Here is a 16,161-nt window from a genome sequence, read left to right on the forward strand (position 1 = left end):
GTTTCGTCGTCAGAGCCCCACCGCGCCCTGGACTGGCCCCAGATGACCACGGATCTGATCGCAGGCAAGGACCTGACACCGGAGCAGACATATGCGGCCATGGACGCCGTGATGTCCGGCGAGGTCTCGGAAGTGACCCTGGCCGGTTTCCTCGTGGCACTCAGGGCCAAGGGTGAAACCGTGGGTGAACTGCGTGGGCTGGCCGATGCCATGGTCGAGCACGCGCGTCCCATCGCCGTCCAGGGCCCTGCCGTGGACATCGTGGGGACGGGAGGCGACCGGCTGCGGTCGGTCAACATCTCCACCATGGCGGCCCTGGTCGCTGCAGCGGCCGGCGCGAAGGTGGTCAAGCACGGCAACCGCGCGTCGTCGTCGAAGTCGGGTTCCGCCGACTGCCTCGAGGCCCTGGGCGTCCAGCTGGACATGCCCGTGGACATGGTTGCCTCCTGCGCGGAGAACGTGGGTATCACCTTCTGCTTCGCCCAGACCTTTCACCCGTCCATGAAGTACGCCGCGGGGGCCCGGAAGCAACTGGGAGTGGCCACAGCGTTCAACTTCCTGGGACCGATCACCAATCCCGCCAAGGTCGAGGCGTCTGCGATCGGTGTTGCGGATCGCGCATTGGCGCCCATGATGGCGGGCGTCTTCGCCGAGCGTGGCGATCGCGCACTGGTTTTTCGGGGGGAGGACGGTTTGGACGAATTGACCGTCACGGGAACCTCCGACATCTGGGAGGTCCGTGACGGCGAGATTCAGGAGCACGTTCTGGATCCGCTGGAACTGGGCATGCCCCGGGCCACGGTGGAAGACCTGCGTGGTCAAGACGCGGAATACAACGCCCAGGTCGCGCGCCGAGTGCTGGCGGGGGAGACGGGGCCGGTGCGCAACGCCGTCCTGTTGAACGCAGCGGCCGCGTTGGTCGCACTTGACCCCAGTGGAGAGGCACCCTTTGCGGAGCGGTTCCGTGCCGGCGTCACACGAGCGGCCGATGCCATCGACTCGGGTGCTGCCGAACAGCTGCTGCGGCGGTGGATCGAGCACTCGCGATCGACCGCGAGCTGAGTCGGTTGACGGCCTGGGGTTGGGGTACTCGCCCCTCAGTCCATCCCCAGCGCGAAGGCATCGTCCAGGTCGTGCTTGCTGTAGGTGCGGAACGCGATCTGCGTGACCGTTTCGACCACTCCCTCGACCTTCGACAGGCGATCGGCGATGACGTCCGACAACGCATCGTGTTCCCGGACCCTGACCATGGCGATCAGGTCCCACTCGCCGGTCACGGAATAGACCTCGGAAATGCCCTTGAGTTCTGAGATCTTCTCGGCGACCTCCGGGATTCGGGAGGCATCCGTTCGAATCATGACGATCGCGGTGAGCATGGGGCTCCTTCGTGAGGGGGCGTCGGGCCACCGACAGGTGAGCGTCCCGGGCACGCAGGGGTTCGCGTGCCCGGGCTGGGTTCGATTCCCACTCTAGCCCGCGGTATCGCTGACGGTCACGGTGGGCAGGGCGTCGTCAGTCCTGCGGCCGCCCGGGCTGTCGACGGCGGAGGATCAGCCAGGCGATCACGCGCCAGCCCACCAGGAAGATCAACAACACGGTGGCCGCCACGAACACGAAGGACATGGCCACGCCCTCACCGGTGACCGCCCGTAGGGTCATCCCGCCGGCCACGGTGACCAGCCAGAGCATCAGACCCGAGAGGATCGAGACACCGGGGCGTCCTGCCACCGCGATCAGGAACCACCCGACGGCCGTTGCGGCCAGGAACGGCCAGGCCGTGTCCAGGAAGCCCCACGCGCTTTCACCGTGTGACGCCCTGCCGACAGCGGCGAACACACAGACCAGAAGCACATCGATCAAGATCCACGCCACCACGGAGGCTCGTACGTTCTTGACGGGAAGCTCCTCGCCCGTGGCTTGGGGAGTCGGTTCCGGGATCATGTGGTGCTGCCTTTCCGTGCGGACCGGTGCCGCAGACGGCCTGCGGTGTCCAAGGGCGTAGGAGTCGGTGGATGAAGCGGCCGTCACGATCTCCTGCGTGATGTGGTGCTCCTGGTGTCAATTTTACGTGACCCGTTGGCAGGCCCTGATTCGTGGATAGGGTGTAACGCATGGAGACTGCATTTCAGGCCAATCCCGTGCACACCGTCGGCGAACTGCCCAGCGTAGGGTCCTCCGCACCGTCTTTCGACCTGGTGGGTTCCGACCTCTCTCCGGTCGCCTCCCAGGACCTTGCCGGGCGTCGCCTGGTCCTCAACATCTTCCCGAGCGTGGACACCGGTGTCTGCGCCGCATCCGTGCGCAGGTTCAACGAACTGGCAGCCGGGCTGGAGAACACAACCGTACTGTGCGTGTCCGCAGATCTGCCGTTCGCGCACGCCCGGTTCTGCGGGGCGGAGGGCATCGAGAACGTCGTGAGTGCTTCGAGCTTCCGCTCGAGCTTCGGTCAGGACTGGGGGGTTCGGATGACGGACGGGCCGCTCGAAGGGCTTCTGGCGCGTTCCGTCGTCGTCCTGGACGCCGACGGGAACGTCGTCCACACGCAGCTCGTCCCGGAAATCACGGAAGAGCCCGACTACGACGCCGCCGTGGCCGCCCTGAAGTGACCCGCTGGGTCAGGATGAATCCCGAATTCGTATGTTCCATTGCCCGACCGGTGTCCACCCGGACACCGGTCGGACCTGTTCGTGGAGGAAATGACGTGGATGCAGCATTGGCGGTCCGTGACCTGACGCTCAGTGCCCGGAATCCGGCGATCATCGTCCCTGTGATGCCGCAGCATCGTTCCGACGTCGCCGGTGAGTGTGCCGCGGCGGTGGCCGTGGGCGCCCAGGTGGTCGAATGGCGGGTCGACGCCTTGCAGGACCTTGATGCAACGACTGGGGGGCCGGCCGAACCGGACCTGGACCTGCTGGTCGACACGGCAGACGAACTGCGGTCGGTGCTGGGTGAGGTGCCGTTGCTCTTTACTGTGCGAACAACGGCAGAGGGCGGCCATGGCCCCAGTGACCAGCGGTACGTCAGGCTCCTGGAAGCCGTGATCAGGGCGGGCGCGGCGGATCTTGTCGACGTCGAGTACCGCAGGGATGGGGCGGCCGACCTGTTCGAATTGGCGGGCCGACACGGAGTGCCGGTCGTGGCCAGCTATCACGACTTCTCGGGTACCCCGTCCGCGGAGGAAATCGAGGGGATCCTGGCGGCCCAGGAAGCCATGGGGGCAGCGATCGCCAAGGTCGCGGTGATGCCCCGGAACCAGGCCGACGTCGCCACGCTGCTCCTGGCCACCGCCCGCCGGGCCGAGTCCGCCGCCGTACCCCTCATCACCATGTCGATGGCCGGAACCGGTGCAATCTCACGCATGGCCGGTCATTTGTTCGGTTCCTGCGGGAGCTTCGGGACCGTGGGCCAGGCGTCTGCTCCGGGCCAGATTCCGGTTGCGGACCTCACGGAACTCATGGAGCGGGTCACTGCCGCTTCGCGTCAGAGCTGACCGACGGGGCACCGCCGGGCTTGAGAGCGTCCACCAGGGACACGATCAGCGCCAGGATGATCACCACGCCGATCAACACGTAGGTGGTGTCAGCCGCCTTGTGGGCGCCCTGCGGAAGTACGTGGAAGTACACGCCCGTCATCGCCGCCGTTCCGACGGCGGTTCCGATCCGCTGCCCGGTCTGGGTGATGGCTGCCGCCGTGCCGCCGTCGGAGACCGGAACCTCTCGAAGCGTGAGGGTCTGATTGGGGCTGGTGACCATGCCACCGCCGATGCCGATCGGCGTCATGACCGCGCCCAACAGCCACAGCGGGGCCGTTTGGTCGGCCACCAGCGGAGTCATCAGCACCGTGGCACCCAGGCCGACGAGCATGATGACCAGTCCGATCACGACGGTCCAACGACCGATGGTGACCACCAGACGTCCCCCTACTTGAGCCGCGATGGCCGTGCAGACGGCTGCCGGGACGGTGAGCAGGCTTGCCGTGAGTGCCGATTGTCGGAAACCCTGCTGAACCAGCTGCGCCTGGATGACCCAGATGGAGGTCGAGGCCATGAAGTAGATACCGATCATCAGGGAGCCCAGCGTGAAGCTGCGGATCCGGAACAACCGCAGGTCGACCATCGGTTGCCGACCCGCTTGTTGGTAGCGGCGCTCCCACCGGACCCACAGCCAGACCGAAGCCCCTCCCAGGGGCAGGAGCAACCATGCCCAGGGCTCGTCCGAGGCCAGCATGAACGGCAACATGATCAGGAGGACTGCCAGGCCCAGGATGACGGCACCCACGGGATCGAGGTCCAGCTTCCGCGTCGACCGAGGTGCCGGGCGCAGATCCATCCAGCGCAACGCCAGGACCGTGATGGCCGCGCCGACCGGGACGTTGATCGCCAGGGTTGTACGCCACCCGATCGCGGCCGGGAACATTCCCAGGAGGAAGCCGCCGATGACCGGTCCCACGGCCACGGCCACTCCGACCACGCCGCCGAAGGCGGCGAAGGCCTGGGCTCGCTCGCGCCCCTGGTAGTGCTGCTGGATCAAACCGGCGACCTGCGGATTGACCATCCCAGAGGCCACGCCCATGACCAACCGGGCGATGTTCAGCCAGAAGATGTCCGGAGCCAGGGCTGCGGCCAGGGACGACACCGTGAACAACGCGATGCCACCCACGAAGATCCGCTCCCGCCCCAGGAGATCCCCGCTCCTGCCTGCGGCCACCAGGACGATGCCGAAGGACAGTGCGTATCCGGAGAGGACCCACTGCAGGCCCGTGTCCGAGGCGCCGAGGCCGCGCTGGATCGAGGGCAGCGTGACATTGACAATGCTGACAGCCATCAACGCCATGAACAGCGAGCCCAGCAGCAGGGTCAGAATTCGACCGCGGCGTGGATCCGGGGTGGGGTCTGGTCGCTGTTCCGGGGCTGAAGTCACCCACGCGATGCTACGCCCACGGGTCAGTGCTCACAGACCGACGTTCAAAAACTGGAGGGCATTGCGGTCGGGTGAGTAGACGCAAAAGCCGCTGGCCCCCGGACGCTTTGGTGTCCGGGGGCCAGCGGGGCGAACGACGACGCCTTCGTCAGGCGCCATAGGCCCTCTGCACGCCTTGACGGTCGAGGTCAGAGAAGCTCAGGCTCTGGGATCCACCGTTGCACTGGGGGTAGTGCATGATCGACACCGAGTCGTACGGGGTCAACGGGCTCCAGTTGTTGTCCTCGAAGCAGGTTCCGGCCTCCGGACGGGTGTGCTCGTGGCGGAAGCCCAGCACGTGTCCGAGTTCGTGAGCCAGGATCGCGTCCTGCTGCCACCCGGAGGAGTAGAACTGGTCGGCGACGAGCACGTTGCGCTGGGACTTGGGGGAGTCCGGGAAGAAGGCACGGGCGATGTACCCGGTCTCGGAGGTGGGCTCGACCGAGAACACGACGTTGTTGTTGGACGTGTTGCAGTCGCCGTCCTCGGAGGACACGTACGTGAAGTCGATGCCCGACGAGGCGTCCTCCCACATGGCGGCGCCACCTTCCATGGCGTTGACGACGGTCGACTTCTGGCTTCCGAAGTCGTCCGAGACGCAATAGGTCAGGTCCTGTGCCTCAGATGCCGACCACAGGGTCTGGTTGCCGTACACGTCCGTGTTGGCGATCAGATCACCTGTGCCTCCCGAGGATTCCTCAGCCACGGGCCCCGACGGGAGGGATTCGTAGAAGGAGAACAGAGAGGCGGTGTCGGACACCGGGATGTCACCGTCGACGATGTACTGACCGTCGGCGGAGCGGTAGGTGTCAGCCTGGAACTGTTCCCAGGTCGGCTTCTGTCCGGTGGATGCGGAGTCGTCTTCCTGTGCGACGGCCGCCGGTGCGATGCTGAACACCATTGCTCCGGCTGCAACCGCGGCGCCAAATCGGTGGAGGGTTTTCATGGGAGAGTCCTTTCGCCCGGATGAATGATTCATCCGAATATTCTTCGGCACGGCGGGCCCAATACTTCGGGAGATCCAGGGGTTCGGATTCGTCCCGGGGTGGTATCGCCATGTTGGGATAAAGGGCGTTCTGACTAGTCGAAACAGCTTCACCGTAACGGTTTGGCAACGATGAAATAAACCCGTCACAAGGGGTGACGGGTCAATGGATCCGAAATGGGGGCGGTGTTCGTGGGAAGTTTTCCGCTTAGTCCGCGGCAGGGCGCGGATCTCTCTGTTGAGTCATGAGTTGCGTAAAGATGCGAAGTAAAATGCACATGCAACAACAATGGATGCAGATGGGACAAAACGGTGGTTTTTTATCGCAAGCGGTCGGTGATGAGGGGGCGCAGCGCCTTCGGGAGCTTCTCCACCACCAACCGGTAGGCGTCCTCGACCATCTCTTCCACCAGTCGGGCGGTCACGGATTCGTGGCCGGCCGCGGAGACCCAATGCTTCTTGTTCATGTGGTAGCCGGGGCTGATCGACGGGTACTGCTGGCGCAGTGCGAAGGAATCCTCCGGTTCGCACTTAAAGGTGATGATGGGCTCGCCCGTGACATCCGTACACATCAGGAAGACCTTCCCCCGGACCTTGAAGACCTCGTGCTCCGGGCCAAAAGGGTACGACTTGTCCGCGCCCGGTAGTTCGAGCGCAGTGCGTCGAGCGCGATCTTGAATGGCGTGACCGTCCATGCCGCCAGGGTAGTGACTCGATTCTGTGGTTCACATCCAGGACACAGCTTCCGCATGTCGTCGACATGGAAAAGCCCGCGAATCTCGAACCATGACGAATCACGAGCAGAACACCAGCCCGATCACCTTCTCCGCCACGGACCAGAACACAGGTTCCACACTCTCGAATCGTACGGGCGGGACCGCGAAGCCCACGCTTCGGAACCGGCTACGGACCGGGGCAGCCGGTTTGGTGCTTGCCGCCATGCTGGCCACCACCGCGTGCAGCACCGCGAATTCCGTGGAGGCCACTTCTGAGACCTCCTCCACCGGCTCAAGTGCCTCTTCGAGCACAGCAACCGAGACGACCACAAGCAGTGACCAGAGTGGCACCGGGAGCGCCGCCGAGGTCCAGGCCCTGGCCGAAGCGTTCGCGGACACGCTGGATGACGAGCAGCGAGCACAGCTCTACCAGGACTACAGCTTCGACAATGCGTCCAACTGGTCGAACTTCCCCCAGCAACTCCTGCAGAACGGGATGGGCGGCATGGGCGCGCCGGGGGAACAGGACGCGAGCGCCGGGTCGTCGTCGGAGTCCTCCTCCACCTCCTCGTCCAGTTCCTCAAGTGGTCGTGTGGGACTGGACCTCGGTTCGCTGAACGAGGAGCAACGCTCTGCCCTCGAGGAGCTGATGAAGGCCGCGATGGGCTCGGAGGACAACGAGGGCTATGACGAGGTCATGTCGATCCTTGCTGCCGACGACTACCTGGCCGAGCAGAACGCGTCCAGCACGGAGTACGGATCGGACAACTACTACATCGCCTTCCTGGGCGAGCCCACGGACTCCGGCACCTGGGAGTTGCAGTTCGGTGGACACCACCTCGCGGTCTCCAACACCTACACCGACGGGGAACTGGTCAGTGCGACGCCGTCGTTCCGCGGTACCGAACCCACCGGCGAGTTCACCTACGACGGCGAAACCTACGATCCGCTGACCCAGGAGACGCACGCGTTCACGGCGTTGCTGGACTCCCTGACCGACGAACAACGGGCGGAGGCGGAGATCGACCAGTCGAACCTCCTGCTGGGCCCGGGGTCGGACTGGCAGTTCCCGGAGGAGGCCGAGGGCATCAAGGTCTCGGAGCTCACGGATGAGCAGAAGCAGCTGGTCCTGGACGCCATTGCCACCTACGTGGACGATCTGCCGGAGGAGCAGGCGGCCGAGTACATGCAGCGGTACGAGGCGGAGTTGGACGACACCTACATCTCCTTCTCGGGCAACAGCGACTTCGCCAGCGTGGGGGACTACGTGCGGATCGACGGGCCCAGCGTGTGGATCGAGCTGGCGATGCAGAACGGGGTGGCCACCTCGACCCCGCACATCCACTCGGTGTGGCGCGATTCCGAGACCGACTACGCGGGGCTCACTGCCGAGGAGGAGACGGACACTTCCCAGTCCTGACGCTAGCCTGGGGGTCATGGCATCGACCACCGGTTCTACACCCCCCGACAGCGGCATCCACATCCAGCGCGTGGGGGAGGGCGAGAAGAACCTCGTCTTCCTCCACGGCTTGATGGGGCGGGGGAAGAACTTCGCGCGCTTCGCCAAGGAACTCTCCGAGGAATGCACCGTCCTGCTGGTCGACCTTCCCAACCACGGTGCCTCGGCCTGGACGGAATCGGTCGATTATCCGAACCTGGCCGCGGCCGTTTCCAAGGCGATCAACGAAGAACTGGGCAACCAGCCCTACTACCTCGTGGGTCACTCCATGGGGGGCAAGGTGGCCATGACCATGGCCCTCACGCAGCCCGAGCTGATCCTCAAGCTCATGGTCGTGGACATCTCACCGGTCAAGAGCTGGAACAGCGGGGGAGAGTTCCCGCACCTGCTGGGCAGTCTCCTGTCCGTGGACCTCAACCAGGTGGCGAACCGGGCGGAGGTCGAGCAGAAACTCAAGGACCCGATCCCTCACCCCACCGTCAGGGGATTCCTGATGCAGAACCTCCGGTACTCGGGCGGTGGCTTCGGGTGGCAACCGAACCTGGAACTGCTCTACGACAGCCTGGACACCATCGGGGGTTTTCCCGAATTCACGACGACGTACGACCGCCCGGTCATGTGGGTGGCCGGTGGTGAATCGCAGTACGTCAAGGACGAGTACCGGCCGGTCATGCAGAAGCTGTTTCCGCAGGTCCGCAAGATCACAGTCAAGGGCGCCGGGCACTGGGTGCACTCCCAGAAGCCGGAGGAGTTCACGGAGCTGTTGCGGCACTTCCTCAGCTGAGAGCGTGTTCCGTCACCTCCGGCGCGCGGCCTAGGGTGACGTCATGGACATGCGGATACAGCTCGGTGACATCACGACCGTGGCCGTCGACGCCGTCGTCAACGCTGCCAACTCCACCCTCATGGGTGGAGGAGGAGTGGACGGAGCCATCCATCGGGCTGGTGGTGACACGATCCTGGCCGAGTGCAAGCAGTTGAGGGCGGAGGCCTGGCCCCATGGACTGCCGACCGGCCGTGCGGTGGCCACCACGGCGGGGGATCTGTCTGCGCGCTGGGTCATTCACACCGTGGGGCCTGTGTACTCAACCACGGATGACCGTTCCGAACTCTTGGCGTCCTGCTATCGGGAATCGTTGCGTGTGGCCGCCGAGCTCGGCGCGCAAACCGTTGCTTTCCCGACCATCTCGGCCGGAATCTACGGGTGGCCCCTGGAAGACGCCACGCGGATCGCCGTCGACACCGTGCAGGACATGACCGACGAGGTGGGGGAGCAGGTCCGTGAAGTCCTGTTCGTGGCGTTCAGCGAAGCGGCAGAGGATGCGTATCGGCGACATCTGGCGGGGTGCTGACGGCACCATCCCGCAACGGTGTCCTCTTGCCTGTCACATCTGGGCTTTGGCCTGCGTCAAGTGGATGACGGTGCACGGAGCGCCGCTGGAAGGAGCTCGGAAGATGCCTCGACTGAACATGCGGAAGACCCACAAACTCGGTATGGCTGCAGTGCTTGGGCTGGAGGGATACACCCGAACACGCCTGCCGAGTGAACTCAATGAACTGATCAAGTTGCGGACGTCATTGCTTAACGGTTGTCAGTTCTGTATCGCCATGCACTCCGAGGATCTGAGGCGGGCAGGGGAGACGCAGGAGCGCCTGGCGGCATTGGAGCAGGATGATCCCGGGGAGCTGTTCGACCCCCGTGAGCGCGCTGCACTGGCACTGACCGATGCGGTGACTCGCCTGGGTGAAGGCGGCGTGTCAGATGACGTCTGGGATAGAGCGGGGGAGTTCTTCTCCTCGACGCAGCTTGGGGACCTGGTGCTGGCGATTGCGACGATCAACGTGTGGAACCGGATCGGGATTGCAACCAGGCTTGAAGCATGAGCTCCCGTTCGAGGATGTCAGAGGACGTGTGGTTGGCAGAGCGCCCGCGCCTGCTGTCCCTGGCGTACCGAATCCTGGGGAGCTGGCACGACGCCGAGGATGTCGTCTCACAGGTGTGGTTGCGAAGTGCTGACCGCACAGACGTGGCCAATGCGCCAGCTTGGCTGACCACGGTCACCACCCGTCTTGCCATCGACCAGGGGCGTCGGCTCAAAGCACTCCGGGAGGAGTACATCGGGCCGTGGCTTCCTGAGCCCGTCGCTACCGAACTCCTGCCGGAGGAGTCGGCCGTTCAGCGCGAGAGCCTTCACCTTGGTTTGTTGCGCCTGATGGAGGAGCTTTCGCCCGAGGACCGTGCCGTCGTTGTACTGAGGGAGGCTTTCGATGTGCCTTACGCAGAAATTGCCGACTGTGTGGGGAAGTCGCTTCAGGCCTGCCGACAGGTTGTCTCTCGAGCAAAACAGCGGCTCCCGCGTGTGACTCATGCTCCTGAACGCGATGAACGACTCATGGCCGCACTCGTCACTGCACTCGCGGCGGGAGACATGGCGGCAGCGGTGGAGCTTCTGAGTGAAGGGTGCGTGCTGTGGACCGATTCCGGCGGAGCCACCAAGGCTGCGCGTCGCCCGGTGATCGGCGCGGACAAAGTGGCGCGCTTCCTGATCGGCGTCTCCGCCGCAGTACCAGGGAGCTCGGCCGATCCCGTAAATGTCAACGGAGCTCCGGCCTTCCGCCTGAAGTGGCCGGGTGGTACGCGCATCGTGGTGCTCGAACATGACGGGGAGAATATTTCGGGCATGCAGATCCATTCGAACCCGCACAAACTGGAATTCGCCCTGTAGCCGACGGGGACGAGTCGGGGGCGACGATCAACCCTGATGCGCAGCCACCTCAAGGCCGAAGCTGACGTCGCACCGCGTCGGTGGTCCACATCCAGAAGGCGTGGCCGAAGAACTCCGAGAGGTGTTCGCTCATCGGACGCTTCCACGGGGCGGGGACGGTATGCGTCAATGACATCAAGACGACGTGGGTCGCACCCCACACAAAGATCCCGTAGCCCGTTCCGCGGCCGAAGGTGATCTTGGGCCAGCGTTGGGCCACCAGGTCGTACGTGACGGCAGTGCCCACGGAGAACGCAAAATGAGCGCCCAGACTAACCACCGGAACGTCGTGACCGGCCACCGTGACAGCGTGGTGAGTGAACTCGGGGGAGAAGCCGACCTGTTCCAACAAGGTCTGCGGCGGATCGGTGGCTTCCCGCTCCGGCGTGCGCGGCGGGAAGGGGACCTCCCAGCCCAACCTCGCGAAGCCACCGGCCACCCCGGATGCAGCCCCGACGAATACGGTTGTGGCCCAGGAACGAGAGCGACGGGGACTTCGATGCATGGGCTTCTCCTGGTCCGTTGCGTTGTCGACACGGGTATTCGTCGTCGTTGGCTGCTTGGAACCTTCGGCAGATGGGGTTGTCCCGCGCCACTGATGTGATCGGTGGCGTCGACGCGTGGCTCGCGGCCGGTTTGCCCACGACGACTGTGGCACCGGGGACTGGGTCGGAGAGCGGCGAACGGATTGCGTGATTCCCGGCCACCGGGCACCAGAAGGGGCGCACTCTCTGCGCCACTTTACATAATGTACATTATCGGCGAAGTGTTCACTGACCTTCTGAGTGAGGCGTTCAGGCCCTAGTCTGGTCCGCATGGCCGCTTCCAGTGTTGATCTACCCGCGCCGACCGCGGCGTCGGCTCGGGACGTACGCGGCATCCATCAACTACGCCGCCAGCTCGAAGATTGGCTCTCGAGCCGCGGCGTCAACCAATGGTCCGCCGGCCAGCTGTCCGAGAACTCCATACGGAATCAGGTCGCCAGCGACCTGTGGCGCGTCGCGAAAACCGACGACGGCGAGATCATCGGTGCCTTCCGGATTCAGGACCAAGACCCTTCGTTCTGGCCCGAGAATCCCGCGGATTCCGTATTCCTGCATGCCCTGATGGTGGATCGATCATGGGCAGGCTGCGGACTCGGCACGCACCTCGTGGAGTTCGCGTCTCATGAAGCTCGGGAAGCCGGCGCCCAGTGGTTACGACTGGACTGCGCGGCCGAGAACAAGCGCCTGCGATCGTACTACCGGCACCTCGGGTTCCAGGAAGTTCGAGACCAGGACGTGGACGGGCTGTTCATCGTCACACTCATGCAGAAAGCGCTCTGACCACGGCGGATCCGAGCGAGTCGGTCGTCGCGGATCCGCCCATGTCAGGGGTCAACTCCCCCGTTGCAAGCGTGGATTCGATCGCTTCGAGAACGGCTGCCGCTGCATCGCGTTCGCCGAGGTGATCGAGCATGAGGCTTGCGCTCCAGATCTGACCGATCGGATTGGCGATCCCCTGTCCGGCAATGTCCGGCGCGGAGCCGTGAACGGGTTCGAACAGGCTCGGGAACGTCCCTTCCGGGTTGATGTTGGCGCTCGGTGCAATACCGATGGTTCCCGTGCACGCCGGGCCGAGGTCCGAGAGGATGTCGCCGAACAGGTTGCTGGCTACGACGATGTCGAACCAGTCCGGGTGCATCACAAAGTTCGCCGTGAGAATGTCGATGTGATAACTGTCAACATCAACCTCAGGGTACGACGATTGCATGGCTTTCACGCGTTCGTCCCAATACGGCATTGTGATCGAGATGCCATTGCTCTTGGTTGCCGACGTCAGGTGTTTCTCGGGTCGGTCCTGCGCCAGGTTGAATGCGTACTTGAGAATCCGATCCACGCCGGTGCGGGTCATGACCGTTTCCTGGATGACCGTCTCACGTTCCGTGCCTTCGAACATTTTTCCACCGATGGACGAGTACTCCCCTTCGGTGTTCTCGCGCACCACCAGGAAATCAACATCGCCGGGTTCACGCCCCGCCAACGGGCTGGCGACCCCGGGCATGAGTTTCACGGGTCGGAGGTTGACGTACTGGTCGAAATGCCTCCGGAACTGGAGCAGACTCCCCCACAATGACACATGATCGGGCACCACATCCGGCAGTCCGACGGCGCCGAAGAACAGGGCGTCGAATCCCTCGAGCTGTTCGAACCAGTCGTCCGGGAGCATTTTCCCGTGTTGCTGGTAATACTCGGCGCACGCGAAATCGAAATATTCCAAGTTCAGGTTGAAGTCGAAAAGTTGTGATGCCGCTTCAAGGGCTCGTACTCCCTCTGGCATGACTTCTTTGCCGATGCCGTCTCCAGGAATCACCGCGATGTCGTACGTCTTGGTCATGCCTTGTCTCGATTCTCGCTCGGCGGGCGATGCGCGATGAGGGGATGTGCTTCGCCGGTGGGCATCCGGTGCGTGAAAGACGTGCGCTGCCTCACGCACCGGTGGTCTGCCCAGATCCTACGGGGTCACCGGCTGTTCTCTCGACCCGCATCAAGCGCTACGGTTGAACCGACAGTCGGCGCGCGAAGCGACGACACCGCCGTCCACTCACGGGAATGCCGTTCCGAGGTCGAACGGCGCAGGAAGGTCGCGGTCATGAGCAAGGAGCTCGAGTTCATCAAGGGCGTGGACAAACTCCATGCCTTCTACACCGAGAACGTCCGAATGCTGGCTCACGCCTACGACATCGACGAGGCGACTGCGGCTCGGCTGTTGGACCGCTATGACTACCGGAACGTGGCGCGCAGCATTCTGCGACCGCCACGCGTCGACATCTTGGGCGAGATCACGGGCGACTCCCCTGGTGAGCGTCTCGAGTGACCTGGGGCTCGTAGCTTGCCTCGGTGAAGTGCCGACTGAAATCTGCCGGAGTGTGCTCAGCCAGATGAGTTGCGCGTCGTCGGGCCTTCTCCGAGGCGTTGGCCGGCAGGCGTAGGTCGATGAGTACGACGGCGACGCCGTGCTCGGCTTCCAGCGCAGCGCGCATGATCTGAGTGGGATCCGGTGTGCCGGTGTTCAGGTTTTCCCGGCTGGGCAACTCCCCCGTGCACACCAGGACCAGTTTTCCGTCCAGGTGCGGTTCGGGTTTCATGTGCCACGCCATGATGGCGGGCAGTTTCGCCTGGGCCGAGGACAGGGCCAGCACTCCGCCGGCCAGGCCCGTGGCGCCCGCTCCGAGGGTGGATGCCAGGATCGTTGTCAGGATTCGCACGGCATCACCTCCGGGTCGTCACGTCATGGCCTGCGCCCCCGTTGTGGGCGCGTCGCATCATTCTAGGAAAGTGAACGCGCCATGAACAGGGGGTGTCCGATGGGTTTGATCTCATCCCCACGTCACAACTTGGCATCTCATGCGCGCGCCGGTGTGACGACACGAACAGTCGAATGATTACAATGGCAAACGTATGCATCGCAAGGTGACGGACAGGTGGGAGGGCTGGGAACACCGTGCTGGACTGGGTTCTGACCAATGGATGGGCTGCGTGGCTGATCATCGCGCTGTTGCTGGGCGTGATCGAGGTGCTGACCCTGGACCTCACGTTCCTGATGCTCTCGGGCGGAGCGCTGGCGGCAGCTGCACAGTCCGGAGTCACAGGCGGAAACGTGGTCCTGGAAGTGATCACCTTTGTCGTGGTCGCCGTACTCCTGTTGTTCGCCCTCCGACCCCGCCTGCTGCGCCGACTCCACCGTGGACCGGGTGCAGATGCGCTCTCCAACACCGACCGTCTTCCCGGCCAGCCTTGCGTGGTGCTCGAGCAGGTCAGCGAGCAGACCGGCCTGGTCCGCCTGGACGGAGACGTTTGGACGGCGCGCTCCGTGTCAGGCACCGTCTATCCGGTGGACCAGGCGGTGTTCGTGCAGCGCGTCGAGGGTGCGACCGTCGTGGTCACCCACAACAATCCGCGCCCCACCGGTGGTGTCCAGAACTGACCGACGAGTCCTGTGGGGCGAGACCCGGGCGCCGGGTGAGACCCGTACGACCGACCGAACCGAAGTGAACTACCCGACGAAATGAGGACGGACCATGGTCATCACGATCTTGCTCCTGGTACTGGTGATCCTGGCGGTGGTGACACTGCTCAAAGCGGTGCGCATCATCCCCCAGGCGCGTGCCGGGATCGTCGAACGATTGGGCAAGTACCAAGCCACCTTGAACCCCGGGCTACACGTCCTGGTGCCGTTCATCGACCGGCTCTTGCCGTTGATCGACCTTCGCGAACAGGTGGTCTCCTTCCCGTCCCAGTCGGTCATCACGGAGGACAACCTGGTGGTCGGGATCGACACGGTCGTCTACTTCCAGGTGACCGACCCGCGTGCGGCGACCTACGAGATCACCAACTACATCCACGCGGTGGACGAACTGACATCGGCCACCCTGCGTAACGTCGTCGGTGGTCTGAACCTTGAAGAGACGCTGACCTCCCGCGACAAGATCAACGCCGAACTGCGCGGCGTCCTGGACAACACCACGGGCCGATGGGGCCTGCGGGTCTCCCGTGTGGACATCAAGGAGATCACTCCCCCGCCGTCGATCCAGGATTCGATGGAGAAGCAGATGCGTGCCGAGCGCGATCGCCGCGCCGCCATTCTCACCGCTGAAGGCCAGAAGCAGTCCCAGATCCTCACGGCCGAGGGTGAGCGGCAGGCCGCTGTGCTCTCCGCAGAAGGTGACGCGAAGGCCGCGATCCTCCGCGCCGACGGTGAAGCACAGGCCATTCAGAAGGTCTTCGATTCGATCCACCGGGCCAAGCCCACCCAGAAGCTGCTGGCGTACCAGTACATCCAGACGCTGCCGAAGGTGGCCGAGGGCTCGGCCAACAAGGTCTGGATGATTCCCGCGGAACTGGGCGATGCCTTGCGCGGCGTCGGAGAGTTCCTGGGCAAGCCGGACCAGGGGCGCGACTGGGGCGACGTCATGGCGGAAGAGGACCAGGCCGAGGACGAAGCTCGCGCGGCCGCCAAGGCCGAGGGCGGCATCGTGAGGTCGGAGACCGTGAAGGTCACCGACGAGGACCTCAAGCCCTCCACCGCACTCAGGGACCCGGACGCCTTCACGGTTCCCGAACCGGAGACGATCGACCCGAACGCCCCGGTCGATCTGGACGCGCCTCTGCCGGGCACCGATTCGGGTGCGCAGCGGCAATCGCCGTTCACGGACGAGCACCAACAGTCCTACGGCATTGTCCCTGGCCAGCACAACGACGGGTCGGCAGGCCAGCGGTGACCGACCGTTCCCAGCGGT

Annotated in this window: 20 protein-coding genes; 12 read left to right on the forward strand and 8 right to left on the reverse strand. The window is 64.3% G+C overall.

Annotation, left to right across the window (positions count from 1 at the left end; all coding sequences use genetic code 11):
* Positions 1-42: 42 nt before the first annotated feature.
* On the forward strand, positions 43-1,062 hold the full coding sequence (trpD, locus tag EDL96_RS04950; protein WP_123824834.1) for an anthranilate phosphoribosyltransferase: 1,020 nt from the start codon (positions 43-45) through the stop codon (positions 1,060-1,062).
* A gap of 35 nt (positions 1,063-1,097) precedes the next feature.
* Here the strand turns inward: trpD and EDL96_RS04955 are convergent, their stop codons facing one another.
* Together EDL96_RS04955 and EDL96_RS04960 are read right to left on the reverse strand one after the other, a co-directional pair.
* Complete coding sequence (locus EDL96_RS04955; RefSeq protein WP_123824707.1) at positions 1,098-1,376, reverse strand: Lrp/AsnC family transcriptional regulator; 279 nt, start codon at positions 1,374-1,376, stop codon at positions 1,098-1,100.
* 136 nt (positions 1,377-1,512) lie between these two features.
* On the reverse strand, positions 1,513-2,028 hold the full coding sequence (locus EDL96_RS04960) for a DUF3054 domain-containing protein (RefSeq protein WP_233568695.1): 516 nt from the start codon (positions 2,026-2,028) through the stop codon (positions 1,513-1,515).
* 83 nt (positions 2,029-2,111) lie between these two features.
* Between EDL96_RS04960 and tpx the strand changes: the two genes are divergently transcribed.
* Positions 2,112-2,606, forward strand: coding sequence for a thiol peroxidase (gene tpx, locus EDL96_RS04965; protein WP_123824708.1), 495 nt, complete (start codon positions 2,112-2,114; stop codon positions 2,604-2,606).
* A gap of 95 nt (positions 2,607-2,701) precedes the next feature.
* On the forward strand, positions 2,702-3,490 hold the full coding sequence (aroD, locus tag EDL96_RS04970; protein WP_199732537.1) for a type I 3-dehydroquinate dehydratase: 789 nt from the start codon (positions 2,702-2,704) through the stop codon (positions 3,488-3,490).
* On the opposite strand, the gene EDL96_RS04975 is transcribed toward aroD, so the two are convergent.
* The 3 genes from EDL96_RS04975 to EDL96_RS04985 form a co-directional block, all read right to left on the reverse strand.
* On the reverse strand, positions 3,465-4,919 hold the full coding sequence (locus EDL96_RS04975) for an MFS transporter (RefSeq protein ID WP_233568696.1): 1,455 nt from the start codon (positions 4,917-4,919) through the stop codon (positions 3,465-3,467). The genes aroD and EDL96_RS04975 overlap by 26 nt on opposite strands.
* 148 nt (positions 4,920-5,067) lie before the next feature.
* Complete coding sequence (locus tag EDL96_RS04980; protein WP_233568697.1) at positions 5,068-5,904, reverse strand: M57 family metalloprotease; 837 nt, start codon at positions 5,902-5,904, stop codon at positions 5,068-5,070.
* A 359-nt stretch (positions 5,905-6,263) separates the two neighbouring features.
* Positions 6,264-6,638, reverse strand: coding sequence for an MmcQ/YjbR family DNA-binding protein (locus EDL96_RS04985; RefSeq protein WP_123824710.1), 375 nt, complete (start codon positions 6,636-6,638; stop codon positions 6,264-6,266).
* 91 nt (positions 6,639-6,729) lie between these two features.
* Here EDL96_RS04985 and EDL96_RS04990 point away from each other — a divergent pair, with 91 nt between their 5' ends.
* The 5 genes from EDL96_RS04990 (at position 6,730) to EDL96_RS05010 (ending at position 10,844) form a co-directional block, all read left to right on the forward strand.
* Positions 6,730-8,079: a DUF3500 domain-containing protein gene (locus EDL96_RS04990; protein ID WP_233568698.1), complete on the forward strand. Its 1,350-nt coding sequence runs from the start codon at positions 6,730-6,732 to the stop codon at positions 8,077-8,079.
* 16 nt (positions 8,080-8,095) lie between these two features.
* A complete protein-coding gene (locus EDL96_RS04995; RefSeq protein WP_123824711.1) occupies positions 8,096-8,902 on the forward strand; it encodes an alpha/beta fold hydrolase in 807 nt (268 codons plus the stop codon).
* Between the two features lie 43 nt (positions 8,903-8,945).
* Positions 8,946-9,470, forward strand: a complete 525-nt coding sequence (locus tag EDL96_RS05000; protein WP_123824712.1) for an O-acetyl-ADP-ribose deacetylase — start codon at positions 8,946-8,948, stop codon at positions 9,468-9,470.
* 103 nt (positions 9,471-9,573) lie between these two features.
* On the forward strand, positions 9,574-10,002 hold the full coding sequence (locus EDL96_RS05005) for a carboxymuconolactone decarboxylase family protein (protein ID WP_123824713.1): 429 nt from the start codon (positions 9,574-9,576) through the stop codon (positions 10,000-10,002).
* The gene (locus EDL96_RS05010) at positions 9,999-10,844 is read left to right on the forward strand and encodes a sigma-70 family RNA polymerase sigma factor (protein ID WP_123824714.1); all 846 of its coding nucleotides are present in this window, start codon (positions 9,999-10,001) and stop codon (positions 10,842-10,844) included. The genes EDL96_RS05005 and EDL96_RS05010 overlap by 4 nt, the downstream gene beginning before the upstream one ends.
* A gap of 49 nt (positions 10,845-10,893) precedes the next feature.
* Here the strand turns inward: EDL96_RS05010 and EDL96_RS05015 are convergent, their stop codons facing one another.
* Positions 10,894-11,388, reverse strand: coding sequence for a DUF1440 domain-containing protein (locus EDL96_RS05015; RefSeq protein ID WP_123824715.1), 495 nt, complete (start codon positions 11,386-11,388; stop codon positions 10,894-10,896).
* A 310-nt stretch (positions 11,389-11,698) separates the two neighbouring features.
* On the opposite strand from EDL96_RS05015, the gene EDL96_RS05025 reads away from it, so the two are divergent.
* On the forward strand, positions 11,699-12,208 hold the full coding sequence (locus EDL96_RS05025) for a GNAT family N-acetyltransferase (RefSeq protein WP_123824716.1): 510 nt from the start codon (positions 11,699-11,701) through the stop codon (positions 12,206-12,208).
* On the opposite strand, the gene EDL96_RS05030 is transcribed toward EDL96_RS05025, so the two are convergent.
* Positions 12,189-13,358 (reverse strand): tartrate dehydrogenase, encoded by a 1,170-nt coding sequence (locus EDL96_RS05030; RefSeq protein WP_325049531.1) that lies wholly within the window; start codon positions 13,356-13,358, stop codon positions 12,189-12,191. The two genes, EDL96_RS05025 and EDL96_RS05030, sit on opposite strands and share 20 nt — an antisense overlap.
* Before the next feature lie 156 nt (positions 13,359-13,514).
* Between EDL96_RS05030 and EDL96_RS05035 the strand changes: the two genes are divergently transcribed.
* Positions 13,515-13,739: a hypothetical protein gene (locus EDL96_RS05035; protein WP_123824717.1), complete on the forward strand. Its 225-nt coding sequence runs from the start codon at positions 13,515-13,517 to the stop codon at positions 13,737-13,739.
* On the opposite strand, the gene EDL96_RS05040 is transcribed toward EDL96_RS05035, so the two are convergent.
* Positions 13,705-14,130, reverse strand: a complete 426-nt coding sequence (locus EDL96_RS05040) for a hypothetical protein (protein WP_123824718.1) — start codon at positions 14,128-14,130, stop codon at positions 13,705-13,707. The genes EDL96_RS05035 and EDL96_RS05040 overlap by 35 nt on opposite strands.
* Positions 14,131-14,366: 236 nt before the next feature.
* On the opposite strand from EDL96_RS05040, the gene EDL96_RS05045 reads away from it, so the two are divergent.
* Positions 14,367-14,849 carry an NfeD family protein gene (locus EDL96_RS05045; protein ID WP_123824719.1) on the forward strand — a complete coding sequence of 161 codons (483 nt, stop codon included), beginning with the start codon at positions 14,367-14,369 and terminating at the stop codon, positions 14,847-14,849.
* A 94-nt stretch (positions 14,850-14,943) separates the two neighbouring features.
* Positions 14,944-16,143: an SPFH domain-containing protein gene (locus tag EDL96_RS05050; RefSeq protein WP_123824720.1), complete on the forward strand. Its 1,200-nt coding sequence runs from the start codon at positions 14,944-14,946 to the stop codon at positions 16,141-16,143.
* Positions 16,144-16,161 lie beyond the last annotated feature (18 nt).

The organism is Kocuria soli, assembly GCF_003797835.1.
Classification (GTDB): Bacteria; Actinomycetota; Actinomycetes; order Actinomycetales; family Micrococcaceae; genus Kocuria; species Kocuria soli.